The 15,071-nt window shown below is 65.0% G+C and carries 10 protein-coding genes and 2 pseudogenes; 6 read left to right on the top strand and 6 right to left on the bottom strand.

Features of this window, described 5'->3' with window-relative positions; all coding sequences use genetic code 11:
• A pseudogene (locus SPHV1_RS02145) lies at positions 1-1,006 on the bottom strand (PD40 domain-containing protein); the annotation flags it as partial.
• A 94-nt stretch (positions 1,007-1,100) separates the two neighbouring features.
• The gene (locus SPHV1_RS02140) at positions 1,101-1,709 is read right to left on the bottom strand and encodes an FMN-binding negative transcriptional regulator (protein WP_054944464.1); all 609 of its coding nucleotides are present in this window, start codon (positions 1,707-1,709) and stop codon (positions 1,101-1,103) included.
• 217 nt (positions 1,710-1,926) lie between these two features.
• Between SPHV1_RS02140 and SPHV1_RS02135 the strand changes: the two genes are divergently transcribed.
• The 6 genes and pseudogenes from SPHV1_RS02135 to SPHV1_RS02115 all read left to right on the top strand — a co-directional run bounded on the left by SPHV1_RS02135 (position 1,927) and on the right by SPHV1_RS02115 (position 10,226).
• Entirely contained in the window at positions 1,927-3,390 is a 1,464-nt protein-coding gene (locus SPHV1_RS02135) for a PLP-dependent aminotransferase family protein (protein ID WP_054944463.1), read from the top strand.
• A gap of 392 nt (positions 3,391-3,782) precedes the next feature.
• Positions 3,783-3,947, top strand: a pseudogene (locus tag SPHV1_RS25625) (amidohydrolase family protein); the annotation flags it as partial.
• A gap of 165 nt (positions 3,948-4,112) precedes the next feature.
• Positions 4,113-6,272: a TonB-dependent siderophore receptor gene (locus tag SPHV1_RS02130; protein ID WP_054944462.1), complete on the top strand. Its 2,160-nt coding sequence runs from the start codon at positions 4,113-4,115 to the stop codon at positions 6,270-6,272.
• A 117-nt stretch (positions 6,273-6,389) separates the two neighbouring features.
• A complete protein-coding gene (locus SPHV1_RS02125) occupies positions 6,390-7,343 on the top strand; it encodes an alpha/beta hydrolase (protein ID WP_054944467.1) in 954 nt (317 codons plus the stop codon).
• A gap of 61 nt (positions 7,344-7,404) precedes the next feature.
• Complete coding sequence (locus SPHV1_RS02120; protein WP_054944461.1) at positions 7,405-9,039, top strand: NAD(P)/FAD-dependent oxidoreductase; 1,635 nt, start codon at positions 7,405-7,407, stop codon at positions 9,037-9,039.
• The gene (locus SPHV1_RS02115) at positions 9,036-10,226 is read left to right on the top strand and encodes an NAD(P)/FAD-dependent oxidoreductase (protein WP_054944460.1); all 1,191 of its coding nucleotides are present in this window, start codon (positions 9,036-9,038) and stop codon (positions 10,224-10,226) included. The genes SPHV1_RS02120 and SPHV1_RS02115 overlap by 4 nt, the downstream gene beginning before the upstream one ends.
• 49 nt (positions 10,227-10,275) lie before the next feature.
• Here the strand turns inward: SPHV1_RS02115 and SPHV1_RS02110 are convergent, their stop codons facing one another.
• The 4 genes from SPHV1_RS02110 to SPHV1_RS02095 form a co-directional block, all read right to left on the bottom strand.
• Positions 10,276-11,463 carry a hypothetical protein gene (locus SPHV1_RS02110; RefSeq protein ID WP_156367202.1) on the bottom strand — a complete coding sequence of 396 codons (1,188 nt, stop codon included), beginning with the start codon at positions 11,461-11,463 and terminating at the stop codon, positions 10,276-10,278.
• 93 nt (positions 11,464-11,556) lie between these two features.
• Complete coding sequence (msrA, locus tag SPHV1_RS02105) at positions 11,557-12,231, bottom strand: peptide-methionine (S)-S-oxide reductase MsrA (protein ID WP_054944458.1); 675 nt, start codon at positions 12,229-12,231, stop codon at positions 11,557-11,559.
• Positions 12,232-12,338: 107 nt separating this feature from the next.
• A complete protein-coding gene (locus tag SPHV1_RS02100; protein WP_054944457.1) occupies positions 12,339-13,385 on the bottom strand; it encodes a LacI family DNA-binding transcriptional regulator in 1,047 nt (348 codons plus the stop codon).
• Positions 13,386-13,472: 87 nt separating this feature from the next.
• Positions 13,473-14,792 (bottom strand): MFS transporter, encoded by a 1,320-nt coding sequence (locus SPHV1_RS02095; protein WP_054944456.1) that lies wholly within the window; start codon positions 14,790-14,792, stop codon positions 13,473-13,475.
• Between the last annotated feature and the right edge of the window lie 279 nt (positions 14,793-15,071).

Below are 15,071 nucleotides of genomic sequence, written 5' to 3'. Positions count from 1 at the left end.
CGCGCGCGGTCAGCTTGCGCGCGATCGCCCGACTGCTGCCGTCGGCAATCGCGCGCCGTTCGAAACGTCCGCCATGGCTGAGGATCAGGGCATCCCCGATGGGCGTGAAGGCCATGCCCGGGACCATGCCCTGCCATGACGATGCTTGCAGCGCGTCGAGCTCGGTTTCGCCCAAGGCCACGTCCTCACCGGTTTTCAGGTAGCGCAGGCGCAGGAAGCTGCGTCCCTCGCGCCGCGTAACGTAGGCGAGTTGGGTGCCATCGGGTGAGATGTGCGGGGCGAAGAACGTCTCTTCCCCGGTACCGCGTCCGCCCGATCCGGCGATCACTTCCACTTCCTTGCCGGTGGCAAGGTCACGGCGCAGGATCGTCCATTTTGTCGGCACGTCGAATTCGAGCCCGTCGATCCGGCGCGCATAGTAGAGATATCGCCCGTCGGGCGACGCCGCCGCGCCGAGCGTGGACCGCCAAGCCGAACGTGGCGCGTCCTTGGCCGGCTTGATCGGTTCGAGCAGGCTGGCCGCGCCGGTCAGGGGAAATCGCCAGAACTCGTAGTTGTTGAGGTCGGGCCGGTAGCGGCTGGCATAGACTGTCCTGCCGTCGGCGCTCCAGGTCGGCGAGGCCATCGCGGTATCGTCGTCGAAGGCGGAAATGCGCCGGGCCTGCGAGCCGTCAGCATGCGCGATCCAGATGTTTTCCGACCCGCTGCGGTCACTGGTGAAGGCGATCCATCGCCCGTCGGGCGAGAAGGTGGGCTGCGTATCGAAGGCCAGGCCCTCGCTGATCTGCAGCGCTTTCCCGCCGCTGGCAGGCATCGTGTAGAGATCGCCGAGCACGTCGAAAACCAGCGTGCCGCCATCGGGAGAAACCGTCACCGAGGACCATGTCGTGCGATCGGGATGGAGCGTAAGCACCCGCTCGGGCCTCAGCGGAAGATCTGCCAGTGCCGCGCCGGGCAGGCCCAGCGCCGTGGCAAGCAGTGCGGCGGCGAGTGCTTTGCGCATCATGTCCCCGTGTGCTGGCGGCCCGTCAGGCCGCTGCGGTGTTGCATCGGTATGGCCGCCGGTCCGGTGTCATGGCAATGGGCGAGGTCGAACGCCCTCACTTGCGCCGGTCCCGGTTGAACGCCTCCATCCACTCCCGCAGATCGGCGTCCGGGTGGCTGGCAAGGATGGCCTCCAGCACGTCCGGGCTTTCGTCCTGCCCCAGCTTGAACGTGGCATCGAGCGCGGTGACGCGCGCCTCGAAGCCGATGATCATGCCGAGCATGCCGGTATAGCGCTCTTCCAGTTCGGCAACGTTCCAGGGCTGCTCGCGCCCTTGCTCGCAGGTGGAGACAAGGCGCGCGACGGCCTGCGCGGTCAGCGTCTCGTCGATGTGCACATCGGCTTCGATGCGCGCTTGCGCGTAGTTCCACGTCGGCCCCCACTTGCGGCGACCGGCATGTTCGGCCGAGACATAGCCTTGGGGACCGGTGAACAGGAACTGGGCCTTGCCCTCGCGTTCGAACAGTGCGTGCAGAGGATTGCGGCGCGACATGTGGCCGACAAGGCCGGTGAGCGCGCCGTCTTCGCCATATGTCCCCAGCATCGGCAGCAGGCTGGCCGATGCCGCGGGCGCACCCGGGCAAAGCACCCAGGCGAGCGGATATTCGGCGATCAGCCGCCGCATGTCCTCATGGCTGTAATGGTCGAATGCCGGGTTCAGCATGGGCCTGCGATCCGTTTCATGCCGTCCTGTCTTGCGCGCGCGGTCCAGTCTGCGCCCATTGTCTTGCCCCTGTCGTCGTGCCCGAGTGTCCTTGATCATCGTCGGACTGGTCCAGCACAAGTGCCAATACCGAATATCTCTATGGTCCAACGCGCTGGGGCCTGTTAGGCAGGCGGCGTGGAGGGCGCGTGAACGACGCCCACGGGAGACTGAAAATATGCTGCGGCCCTGGCAGGTCACCTTGAGTGAACGGATCGATCCCGAACGCGGGACGCCGATCTACATGCAGATCATCCACGCCCTGATCCGGGATATCGAGACCGGGCGCCTGACCTCCGGCACGTTCCTGCCCAGCAGCCGCGAACTGGCCGGCGCGCTGGGCGTCAACCGCAAGACCGTGGTCCTCGCCTACGAGGACCTCATCGCGCAAGGCTGGCTCTCGACCGAGGGGACCCGCGGCACCATGGTCTCGCGCTCGCTGCCCAGCAGCCCGTCGCCGCAGGCGAGCGCCGAACCGGGCATGAAGCTCGACCAGATCCACTACCGCTTCGCCGAGCCGCCCGAGCGCGCACTGGCCCTGCCCGGCGGCAAGGGGATCAAGCTCGACGAAGGCGCGCCGGACGGGCGGCTGTTTCCCGCCGACCAGCTCGCCCGAGCCTATCGTTCGGCGATCAGCCGGGCCTCGCGCGCGAACCGCCTGCAATACCGCGATCCGCGCGGATCGGAGGGTCTGCGCGAACAGGTGGCCGAAATGCTGCGCAGCCAGCGCGGCCTGCCGGTCTCGATGGAGAACATCTGCATTACCCGCGGCAGCCAGAACGGCCTGTTTCTTGCGCTGCAGGTCCTGATCGAGCCGGGCGACACGGTGATCGTCGAGGAACTGACCTACGAACCCGCGGTCGCGGCGATCCGGGCGCTGGGTGGCAAGGTCATCCCGGTCGGTCTCGACGAGGAAGGCATCGACGTCGCCGAAGTGGAGGAGTGCTGCCGCCGCCACGCGGTGCGCGCGATTTTCCTGACGCCGCACCATCAGTTCCCGACGACGGTCGCCCTGCGGCCCGAGCGGCGCCTGCAGATCCTCGATCTTGCCCGCCAGTTCGGCGTGGCGATCATCGAGGACGACTACGATCACGAATTCCACTTCCAGTCCCAGCCGCTGTTGCCGATGGCAGGTTATGCCCCGGGCCAGGTGATCTACCTTGGATCGATGTCCAAGCTGCTTCTGCCTGCCCTGCGCATCGGCTACATGGCCGCGCCGAAAAAGGTCATCGATGCCATCGCCCACCGTGTTTCGCTGACCGACGGCATGGGCAATACGGTGACGGAGGATGCCGCCGCTGAGTTGATCCGCAACGGCGAGGTGCGGCGCCATGCCCGCAAGGCCTGGCGGGTCTATTCCGAGCGGCGCGAGTCCTTTGCCCGGCTGCTGCACGAGCATCTGGGCGAACATTGCCAGTTCGCGGTTCCGGATGGCGGTCTGGCTTTCTGGTTGCGCTTTTCCGGCGATCTCGACCCGATCGAGGCTCGGGCGCGGGAGCAGGGGCTGCGCTTTGCCAGCCACCGCTCGTTCATGGCTCGCGAAACGGCGGCCAAGGGCATGCGCCTCGGCTTTGCCAGTCTCAACGAAGCGGAAGCCGAACGCGCGATCGCAGCTCTCGCGACGGCCACCAAGGCGGGTTGAGCGGCCGGGGCTGTAACGCGCGCACCGCTCGTCATCCCGGCCTCGATCCGGAGGCCCGCTTGCTTGCGCGGGAGCGAGAGTGGCGCGGATTATCCTCGATTTCGCGCGATCGAATTGGCCCCATCGTTTTTTTCGATCTGGACGTTTTGGACACCATTTCGGGCGCTAATTGCGGCACATTGGCAAAGAGCCCGACGGGTACGCATTGATCAGGAGACTCGGCCGCCGCAGATCTTTCTCCCGTTGGGATCTGTGGCGGCCGAGCGGTATGTTTGCGCCAGGGCGGTTCGCTTCCGGTCCTTTCATCCTGTCGCGGTCATTCCCGTTCAGCACTAACGGCTGCGGCTTCCACGGCTAGGCAGCCGGTTCGGCATCTCGAATATCGTGAAGTCATGTTATGTTGCCTGTGCGGTGCGGCCCGGGCGGCAAGGCATGAAGCCCACACGGGAATCCTTGCTTCGGGCCGGTTTGCCGATTTTGTCGTTTGGGATCGAGACCTTACGCGGATCGATCCGGAAGCGTTGGACAAGGCGCGGGTCGTGGAGACCCGGTTGGGAGGGAAGAAAGTCCACGGCCGATCCCTTGGTCCCCTGAACTCACAAAACTTGGATGTTTTGCTGGACTATGGGCGGGGGGATTGTGGCGAAGTGGCGGCCCGCAGGGAGGACCGCCCGACACGAGCAGATCGCAAGAGCGAAGATCGTTTGCCAGTGGGGGTTAACATGAAGAATGATTTTGAGGTCACTCGCACCAGTGTTTCCGCGGCGCTCCGGCAGCGCGGCAGCCTGACCGTCCTCGCCGCCGCGCTTTGCGCCATCGCCAGCCCGGCCGCCGCCCAGGACTCCAGGGAAATCGTCGTTACCGCACAGCGGGTCAACGCCACCCACGTCGAGAATGGCGGTTCGGCGGGCGTGCTGGGCAACAAGGCGGCCGAAGACCTGCCTTTCAACGTGCGCAGCTTCGATGAAACGCTGATCCTCAACCAGCAGCCCAAGTCGCTTGGCGAAGTGCTCGAGAACGACCCGACCGTGCGCACGACCTACGGGTTCGGCAATGCGGCGGAAAGTTTCGTCATCCGCGGCTTCGAGCTGTTCGGCGACGACGTCGGCCTCAATGGCCTCTACGGCATCACCCCGCGCCAGCTTATTGCGCCGGAACTGTTCGAGAGCGTCCAGGTGCTCAATGGCTCCTCGGCCTTCCTCAACGGCGCAGCCCCGGGCGGTTCGGGCCTTGGCGGCAGCGTCAACCTGCTGCTCAAGCGCGCCGGCGACGCGCCGCTCAACCGCGTGACCGCAGGCTATACTTCGGACTCGCACTTCGGCGGCAGCTTCGACGTATCGCGCCGCTTCGGCGATTTCGGCGTCCGCGTGAACGGCAACTACCAGGACGGCCAGCTTGGCATCGACCGCGAGGATCGCATGTCGGGCGTGCTGGGTGCCGGCTTCGACTGGTCCAACGGCCCGGTCCGCGTTTCGCTCGATCTCGGCTACCAGAAGGTACGGGTCGACGATCTGCGCCCCAAGGTGACGATCTTCACCGCGACCATCCCGCGGGTGCCCAAGGCCGGCGCGAACTACGCGCAGAAGTACACTTACAGCAAGCTGCGCGACATCTTCGGCGTCTTCAACTTCGAGTACGACTTTGCCGAGAATGCGACGCTCTGGGCCAAGGCCGGCGCGCGCGACGGCAGTGAGGACGGCATCTACGGCGGCTTCAACCTGTTCGATGCGACCACCGGCGACGGATCGGGCAATGCCCTTTACGTGCCGCGTACCGACAACAACGAAGCGGCCGAAGCCGGTGCCCGCGTGAAGGTGGGCAGCGCGGTCACGCACGAGATCGTCGTGGGCGGCAATGCCAGCTGGCAGGTCAACCGCAATGCCTTCGACTTCCTCTACGGTGACGGTTTCGCGGGCTTCCCGACCAATCTCTACGATACGCCGCAGCTCGATCCGCTGAGTTCCTCGCTGGTCGGCGGCGACCTCGACGACCCCTATCCGATCTCGCGCACGCGGCTGTGGTCGGCATTTGCTTCCGATACCGTCGGCTTCCTTGACGATCGCATTCTCGTGACCGGCGGCCTTCGCCTGCAGACGCTCAACATCAAGTCCTACGGCTACTACGACGGCGGTGTGCTGGGTTCGACCTATGATGCCGATGAAGTGACGCCCGTCGTCGGCGTGGTCGTCAAGCCGGTCGAGGGGCTCTCGCTCTATGCCAACCGGATCGAGGCGCTGCAGCAGGGGCCGACGGCAGGCTTCGGCGCGGCCAACTTCGGCGAGGTCTTCCCGCCCTACGTCTCGACCCAGTACGAGTTCGGCGGCAAGGGCAAGATCGGCCCGATGTTCGTGAGCCTCGCCTTCTACCAGATCAAGAAGCCCAACGGTTTCATCGATAACGATACGCTGGTCTTCGCGGTCAACGGCGAGCAGCGCAACCGCGGTATGGAAATTACGCTCAATGGCGAGATTGCGCCTGGCCTGCGCCTGATCTCGGGTCTCGCGGTCAACGACGCCAAGCTGACCAAGACCGGCGATGCGACCGAGGGCAACGACGCCAAGGGCGTGCCGGACTGGACCGCCAATGCGAACATCGAGTGGGATACCCCGATGATCGAGGGCCTGACCCTGACCGGGCGCGTGATCTACACCGGCAAGCAGTGGGTCGACGCGGCCAACACGCTGCGCCTGCCGGACTGGGCCGTGTTCAACCTCGGCGCGCGCTACGTGCTCGCCGCTGGCGACGTGCCCGTCACGCTGCGCTTCAACGTCGATAACGTCGCCAACAAGCGGTACTGGGCCTCGGCCTACGACGCCTTCTCCTCGGCCCTGCTGCAAGGCCAGCCGCGGACCTTCAAGGCTTCGATCTCGGCTGACTTCTGACGAAGCCAGCCAAGACTGCGGCCCGGCGCCTTTCCTCTCCCTCCCGCCGGGCCGCAGATCCCTTCCGATACGAGAGGGCGAGCGCCGGATGCTCCGGCCGTGCTCCAAGAGAAGTTCATGTTCGAAAACGACGACGTCGATCCGCAGATCCGGGATTTCCTGAACCGCATGTTCGCGTCCTCGGTCGCGCTCGGTTCGCGGCCCGGGCTGTCCGCGCCGGAACGGCGTGCGATTGCCGAGCGTCAGCGCGAGCCATGGGTGCGGGGCGGCCCTGCGATGCATGCCAGCGAAGAGCTGCGCGTCGGACCGTCCCAGGTCCGCGTCCGGATCCACCGACCGGTGGCGGAAGCGGACCTGCCGGTGCTCGTCTATCTCCACGGCGGCGGCTGGACCCTGTTCAGCATCGATACGCATGACCGCCTGATGCGCGAATATGCGGCGCGCTCCGGGTGCGCCGTTCTCGGTATCGATTATGCGCTGGCGCCCGAACACCGCTTCCCCCGCGCGCTGGATGACATTGCGCAAGTGTTGGACTGGCTGGCCGCGAACGGTGCCGATCACGGGCTCGATCCGGCGCGCTTTGCCCTTGGCGGTGACAGTGCGGGCGCCAATCTCTCGGTTGCCGCGGCCATCGACCGGCGCGATGCCGGGGCCGCAATGCCCTGCGGACTGCTCCTGAATTACGGGGCCTTCGACGGCGAATGGCGCGCCAGCTACGGGCGTTACGGCGACGGCGATCGCTATATGCTGACCGGGCCCGAGATGGACGAGTTCTGGGAAAGCTACCTTGGCGCCGATGCGCTCTCGCCCGACAGGATGGATCCGCGCGCCCGCGTTTTCCATGCAGAATTGCACGATTTGCCGCCGAGCTGGCTGTGCGTCGCGCGCTGCGACATTCTCCTCGACGAGAACGTGCTGATGGCCGAACGCCTGACCGCGGCGGGCGTCGAGACGCACCTGAAGATCTACGACGGTGCCACGCACAGCTTCCTGGAGGCGGTGGCGATTTCCTCTATTGCCGAGCAGGCTCTTGCCGAAGCCTCTCAGTGGCTTGCCTCGGTTCTGGATTAAAATCCTGCGAGCAGGTCGCAAGGCCATGGCATGCGGACGCTATCCCGTATAAGGCGTCGCCATGCTTCGCCTATCCGACCTGGCACTCCCTCTCGATCACAGTTCCGCCGAGCTCGAGCAGGCCGTCATCGACCGCCTTGGCATCGAACCGGCCGATCTTGAGCGCATGACCATCGTGCGCCGGGGCAACGATGCCCGCCGCAAGGCCGCGATCAAGCTGGTCTATTCGCTCGATGTCGTCCTGCGCAACGAGGCCGAGGTACTGGCCCGCTTCGCCGATGACCAGCACGTGCGCCCGACGCCGGACACGTCCTACAAGTTCGTGACCCATGCGCCTGCGAACTACGACGGTCCGCGGCCGGTCGTGATCGGCGCGGGCCCATGCGGGTTGCTGGCCGGGCTGGTGCTGGCGCAGATGGGCTTCAAGCCGATCATCGTCGAACGCGGCAAGGCTGTGCGCGAACGGACCAAGGACACCTGGGGCCTGTGGCGCCGCTCGGTGCTGAACCCGGAAAGCAACGTGCAGTTCGGCGAAGGCGGTGCGGGGACCTTCTCGGACGGCAAGCTCTACAGCCGCATCAAGGACCAGCGCCATCTTGGCCGCAAGGTCCTGTCCGAATTCGTCAAGGCGGGTGCGCCGGACGACATTCTTACCGAGGCGCATCCCCATATCGGCACCTTCCGCCTGGTGACGATGGTCATGTCGATGCGCGAGACGATCGAGAAGCTGGGCGGGGAATATCGCTTCCAGACCCGGGTCGAGGACTTCGAGATCGAACGGGACGCCGACGGCGAACGTCGCCTTGTTGGCCTGCATCTGTCGACCGGCGAATACCTTCCCGCGCGTCATGTGATCATGGCCGTCGGCCATTCCGCGCGCGATACCTTCTACAAGCTGCATGAGCGCGGCGTGCATGTCGAGGCGAAGCCCTTCGCCATCGGCGTGCGCATCGAGCATCCCCAAGGCTGGATCGATACCGCCCGCTACGGGCCGAGTGCGGGCAACAAGATCCTGGGTGCAGCGGCCTATTCGATCTCGCACAAGTGTTCGAACGGGCGCGTGGTCTATTCGTTCTGCATGTGCCCGGGCGGGCGCGTCGTGGCCGCCACGTCCGAGGAAGGCCGCGTCGTCACCAACGGCATGAGCCAGTACTCGCGTGCCGAGTTCAACGCCAATTCCGGCATCGTCGTCGATATCAACCCGGAGCGCGACTATCCCGGCGATCCGCTGGCGGGCATCGCCTTCCAGCGCAAGTTCGAGGAACTGGCGTTCAAGGCGGGCGGCTCCAACTACAAGGCACCAGGCCAGAAACTGGGCGACTTCCTCGCCGGACGGCCCTCGACCGAATTCGGTGTCGTCACGCCCAGCTATCAGCCTGGCGTGCACCTGACCGACCTAAGCGAGTGTCTGCCCGACTATGTGATCGAATCCATTCGCGAGGCGCTGCCCGTGTTCGGTCGGCAGGTGCCGGGATACGATCATCCCGACGTCGTGATGACCGGCGTTGAAACGCGGACCTCCTCGCCGGTGCGGATTACCCGCGGACGCGACTACCAGAGCCTCAACACCCGCGGTCTCTACCCGGCAGGTGAAGGTGCCGGCTATGCGGGCGGCATCCTCAGCGCCGCGGTCGACGGCATTCGCGTGGCCGAGGCTCTGGCGCTCGAACTGGTGCCCGAGCCGGTTCCCGCGTGACCGACAGCTACGATGCAATCGTGCTCGGCGCAGGCGCGGCCGGGCTGTTCTGTGCTGCCACGGCGGGCCAGCGCGGGCGGCGCGTGCTGCTGCTCGACCATGCCGAGCAAGTGGGCAAGAAGATCCTGATTTCCGGCGGCGGGCGCTGCAACTTCACCAATATCCATACCGGATCCGACCGTTACCTGTCGCAGAATCCGCATTTCGCGAAGTCGGCGCTCAGCCGCTATACCGCGCAGGATTTCCTGGCGCTGGTGGAAAGCTACGGCATCGCCTGGCATGAAAAGACGTTGGGCCAGCTCTTTTGCGACCAGAGCGCCAAGCAGATCGTTGCGATGCTGCTGGAGGAATGCGCCAGAGGCGGTGTCGTGGTCCACTGTGGCGATGCCATCGGCGGCGTCGACCATGCCGACGGCGCCTACCGCGTGCGCTATGGCGATCACGAGGCCAGCGCGCCCGCTCTCGTGATCGCGACCGGCGGTCCGTCGATCCCGAAGATGGGGGCAAGTGGCTTCGCCTACGATCTGGCGCGCCAGTTCGGCCTCAAGGTCGTGCAGCCGCGCCCGGCTCTGGTGCCCTTGACCCTGCCGGGCGAAGATACGCTGTTCCGCGAGCTTTCGGGCGTGTCGACCGAAGTGATCGCCCGGATCGAGGGCAAGGGGAAGGGGGCTCCGGCCTTTCGCGAGGCGGCGCTGTTTACCCACCGCGGCCTTTCCGGCCCGGCGATCCTGCAGATCTCCAGCTATTGGCAGCGCGGGGATACCGTGACCACGCAGTTCGTGTCGGATCGCGCGGAAGGCTGGCTGAAGCAGGCCAAGCGCGATCGCCCCAAGGCGACCTTGCGCAAGCTGCTCTGCGAAGACCTCCCAGATCGCCTTTCCCAGGCGCTGTGCGACAGGCTCGGCCTTTCCGGCGATCTCGGCAACCTCTCCGACAAGGCGCTCGGCGCGGCGGAAGCGAAGCTGGCGCGCTGGCCCTTCGTGCCCGATGGCAGCGAGGGCTTCGCCAAGGCGGAAGTGACGGCCGGCGGAATCGATACGCGCGGAATTTCGTCCAAGACCATGGAAGCGCTGAAGGTGCCCGGCCTCTACGCGATCGGCGAGGCCGTCGATGTCACCGGTTGGCTGGGCGGCTACAATTTCCAGTGGGCCTGGGCGAGCGCGAGGGCGGCCGGGCTGGCGATCTAGTTCTGCCGGGAGGTGCGCCTTTGGACTCCCCCAACCCATGCCTTCTGGTTCATTCGTCCAGCAACTTGCTCTGGATACTCTCGCGAGAGAACAGCCGTTCGACATGCTCGTCGTCCACGGTCAGGCCGGAGGTGAACTGACCGTCGCCAAACAGGGCGGCGAGTTGGCCGATGCTTTTGAGGCCTGAAAGGTCGGAGCCATTCCAGGTCAGGCCATGGCGCAGGGCCGCGCGATTCATTAGATCGCGGTGCATGGCGACGATTGCCGAGCGGGCAACGCATTCCTGCACGGTGACGGACTGGAAAATCCAGCCATCGCTCGTGCGAACGACATATTCGATGCTCACTGCGTGGCTCGGGTTGTCCTCGTCTGCGTATTCCAGGTCCTTGATGGCCAGGTACTGGCCTTCGGCTTCATTGAACGGGAACAGGCTGAGGAGTACGCGCCGGCTGTCCTTGGTCGAAACCTCGAATTGGCCGGTGTCGAGAAGGCGAACGGTCGTCGGGAGGAGCCCATCCTCGTGATAGGGGTTGGCCTGAAGGTAGCGGCCGGCCAGCCCCTCTGGCTTTGCCGGTGCGCCCAGCGTTCCCAAGGAGCCGGGCTGCAGGTTCACTCCGACCAGCGCGGGTGGCATCGAGTCCGGATCGAGCCGCAGTTCCTCGCCCGGCGCTGCGCGCGCGCCCGGCGCCAATAATATCGTACTGCGTTGCATGCTCAGGGCGCCAAGGAACTCGGGATCGCGAAACAGTGCCAGCACCGCATCGGCCGTAAGCGGGCTTTCGATCGTGGTGCCATCGCCAACATGCAGGCTCAGTCCGTGACGTGCGGCAATGCTGCGTGCGTAAGCCACGTTCTGGTCCGCGAACGGGGTCTCGCGGGACAGTTCGATCGTACTCATGCCCCATGCGCGCGACTTCAACCGTTCAAGCACTGCGTACTGAACCGTTTCCTCGTCCGTGTTCATCACGAAGAGGAAGGAGTCGGGCCCGGCAAGGGGGATCACCTGATTGTGCGTCGTTTCCGCGCCCTTGCGGTCGGTGACCCAGATGACGCCGTCGTTCTTGTCCCGGCGGAACAGGTCGTAGGCGATAGATGAGGGCGCATCGTCAATATTCAGGCGCTGGCCGAGCAGGTCAGCCGGCTGGACGAGGACGGAGCGCTCGAAATGCGGATTTTCACTCTGGAAGCATGCCGCCAACAACAAGGGCAGCATAGCGGTGCAAAGACGCCTGATCATGACGGCCCCCCGGCAGGTTTGATCGACCAGGGTTCTACCGCAGATTGCAGTGTGCTGCACGCTGTCAGATAAGTGGGCCGTTACGGCCCCTGTTCAGTTGCGGTAGAGGCTGGGATATTCCTTGCGGAACGCGGCCAGCTTCGGCTTGTCCCACCGCACGATGTAGGGGTGCTGCGGGTTCTTGCGCATGAAGTCCTGATGATAGGCTTCGGCAGAATAGAAAGTCCCGCTTTCCAGCTTGGTGGCGATCGGTTTCGAGAAGCTCTTCGCCTTGCTTAGCTTGGCGATATAGGCTTCGGCGGTGGCACGCTGGGCGGCGTTCTGCGGGAAGATGGCGGAGCGGTAGCTGGGGCCGACATCGGGGTATTGGCGGTTCACCTGGGTCGGATCGTGGGCGACCGAGAAATAGATCTGCAGCAAGGTGCCGTAGCTGACCTTGGCCGGATCGTAGACGATCCGCACGGCTTCGGCGTGTCCGGTCTTCTCCAAGGAGACGTCGCCGTAGTTGGCCGTGCTCTTTGTCCCGCCGGCATAGCCCGAGGTGACGGACTTCACCCCGCGCACATGTTCGTAAAGCCCCTCGATGCCCCAGAAGCAGCCTCCGGCCAGAACCGCCACCTGATCGCTGCCCGGCACCGCCTTTTCAGCCGGGGGCGGGGGAATGCGGCTTGCCGCGCTGCTGCTTTCGGCGGGCAGCATGGTTCCGACTGCGAACGCAAGGGCACCTGCTCCTGCCAGCAGGACGACGGGGATGGGGCGAATAGCCATGGTTGCTTCTCCCGGTATCTGGGAACGCTGAACGATAGTCCGGCGCCACCCTTAGCGCCGGGAACCTGAACCTGCGCTAAAGCAACGGCTTGCGACCCGAAAAAAGGTCAGGCGGCCTTTCTGGTCGATTCGCGCACGATCAGTTGCGGTGCGTTGACGAGGTGGTCGGTATCTTCCCCGGAGATGCGCGCCTTGAGCTTGTCGACCAGCGCTTTTGCCCCCAGACCGATTTCCTGCCGGATCGTCGTGAGCGGCGGCATCGTCTGCGAGGCGAGCAGCAGATCGTCGAAGCCGACGATCTGCACGTCGTCGGGTACCTTGCGCCCGATCTGGTGCAGCACGCGCAGCGCCGACATCGCGATCAGGTCGGACGCTGCAAACAGGCCATCGGCCTTACAGTCAGGCAAGGCCGCTTCGAGCTGGGGCCCCATCGTGGCCGCTGCAAGGTCGATAGGCAGGTGGACCAGAGGGATCCCCGCAGCTTCGGCAACGGCCTTGGCTGCCTCGTAGCGGGCCCTGATCTCGATGCCGGTCGTGACGCCGAGGAAGGCAAGGCTGCGCGCGCCGCGCGCGATCAGGTGTTCTGCGGCCATGCGGCCACCAAGGGCATTGTCGGTTCCGACCACGCAGTGCGTCTGTCCCGGGGTGCGATGTCCCCACACGGTCATCGGATGGTAATGTTCGGCGACGCTTTCGATGACGTCGAACTGGTCCGACTGGCCGATGACGATGACGCCGTCGACCATCCCCGAACCGGTCAACCGTTCCAGCCAGTCGGTCGTATCGTCGGGGATTACGCGGCGCAGCATGACGTCGTAGCCGCTTTCGGTCAGTTCGTCGGCGATTTGCCCGAGCAGGGTGAGGAAAAACGGATCGGAGACATGCTGACGCTTTTCGTGGCCGAGGGGGATCACCACGCCGATCAGGCCGGTCTTCTGCGAGCGCAGCTTGCTTGCCATCTGGTTGGGTCGGAAGCCGTGTTCGCGCGCCAGTATCTGGATGCGATCGCGGGTCTCGGCATTGACCAGCGACTTGCCGGCCAGGGCGCGCGAAACCGTGCCGGCCGAGACGCCGGCGATGCGGGCCAGATCGGCTAGAGTGCGGACTTTCTGCTGTTCCCCGTTCTTGCCGGGGTGATTTTCGTTATTCTTCATATGTCCCCATTCCGGCCGCGGCTCTTACCACCAAGGGGGGCGGGCAGGAAGTTGCTTGTCATGGAGATGACTACTTATTCATAATCATTAACGAACCCTTGGCTTGCCACCTGCCGAAACGAACAGTGTCGCAATCGCGCCGAGCAGCATCAGCATCCCGGCCAGCATCAGCGCATTGCGTGAATCCCCACCGAGCAGGGGCGTGTAGATCAGGGGCATCGTCAGCGTTTCGATCAGCATGGGAATGACGATGAACATGTTGAAGATGCCCATGTAGATTCCATAGCGCTCGGGCGGGATGGAATCGGCGAGCATGACGTAAGTGTTGCCCATCATGCCCGCCCAACCCAGGCCGATTCCCGGCATGAGCGCGTAGAGCAGCGACGGCGAGCCGACGTTGGGGATTGCCAGCATGGCGAGGCCCGAGGCCGCAAGGCACGCGGCGTGAACGCTGCGTGCGCCCTGGCGGTTGACGATCGGGATCAGGGCGAGGGCGGCAAGGAAGGCGATGAAGTTGAAGAAGGCGCCCAATTGCTGCGCGGTCAGTATGCCCGAACGGAAACCTTCCGAACCGGGATCGGTGGTATTGTACAGCGAGCGCGACAGCGCGAAGGCGATGTACTGCCAGTATACGAACATCGCGTACCACTGGCACAGCATGGCCAGCGCGAGCTGGCGCATGGGGCGCGGCATCTGCCGGATGGCGCTGCCGATCTCGCGCAAGGTGGCACCCGCGGTGAGCGGGGATTCTTCGATATGCGCGCGTTCTTCTTCGGTGAGCGGCAGCTCCGGCACGCGCCAGACGGAATAGACGATCGTCGTGATCGACAGGATCGCGCCGATCACGAAAGCGATGCGGATCACGATGGGAATGCCGTTGGGATCGAGCGCGTTGCGGTCGATCGCGGCGGTCAGCAGCGAAGGACTGAGATAGGACAGGGTCTGGGCCAGGCCGGTGAAGGCGCTCTGGGTTAGGAAGCCGGTCGGTCGCTGGTCGGACGCCAGGCGGTCCGCGACATAGGCGCGATAGGGCTCCATCGCGATGTTGTTGCCAGCATCCAGCAGCCACAGCATGCTCGCGGCAACCCAGAGCGTGGGCGAATAGGGCATGGCCAGAAGGCACAGCGAACAGATCACCGCGCCGATCAGAAAATAGGGCGTGCGGCGGCCGTAGCGCGATTGGGTGCGGTCGCTCATGGCGCCGATGATCGGCTGGACGACAAGGCCGGTGATCGGGCCGGCCAGCCAGAGCAGCGGCATGATTGCCTCGCTGGCGCCGAGGATGCCGTAGAAGGGCCCCATGTTCGCCTGCTGCAGGCCGAAGCTGAACTGCAGGCCGAAGAAGCCGACGTTCATCTCGACAATGCGAGCGAGCAGCAGGCGCGGCCTGTGCTGCGCGATCGACATGGGCCTTTCTCCGCTGCTGGAGGCGCTCGACATCGCTTGACCGGACCATGGCTCGCACAACCGGCCTCGTCCTGCAAATCGATTGGGCATATCTGTGTGCCAAGTGCATGAAATTTCTTGTGCTCTGCAGGGATCCACGAATTGCGACGGCCTGCCGCGCCGGGATTACCATGCATCGAAAAGGGCAGCTTCGGGCGTGCCGGGCGCGAATGGCTGGCGGAGGTGGAACCCCATGATCTCGCGTCGGGGGCGGTAATTTCGACATTACATGCTGAAGAA

Source organism: Novosphingobium sp. KN65.2 (genome assembly GCF_001368935.1).
Classification (GTDB): domain Bacteria; phylum Pseudomonadota; class Alphaproteobacteria; order Sphingomonadales; family Sphingomonadaceae; genus Novosphingobium; species Novosphingobium mathurense.
The sequence above is the reverse complement of the archived record's forward strand: the minus strand, read 5'-3'. Positions and strand labels throughout refer to the sequence as shown.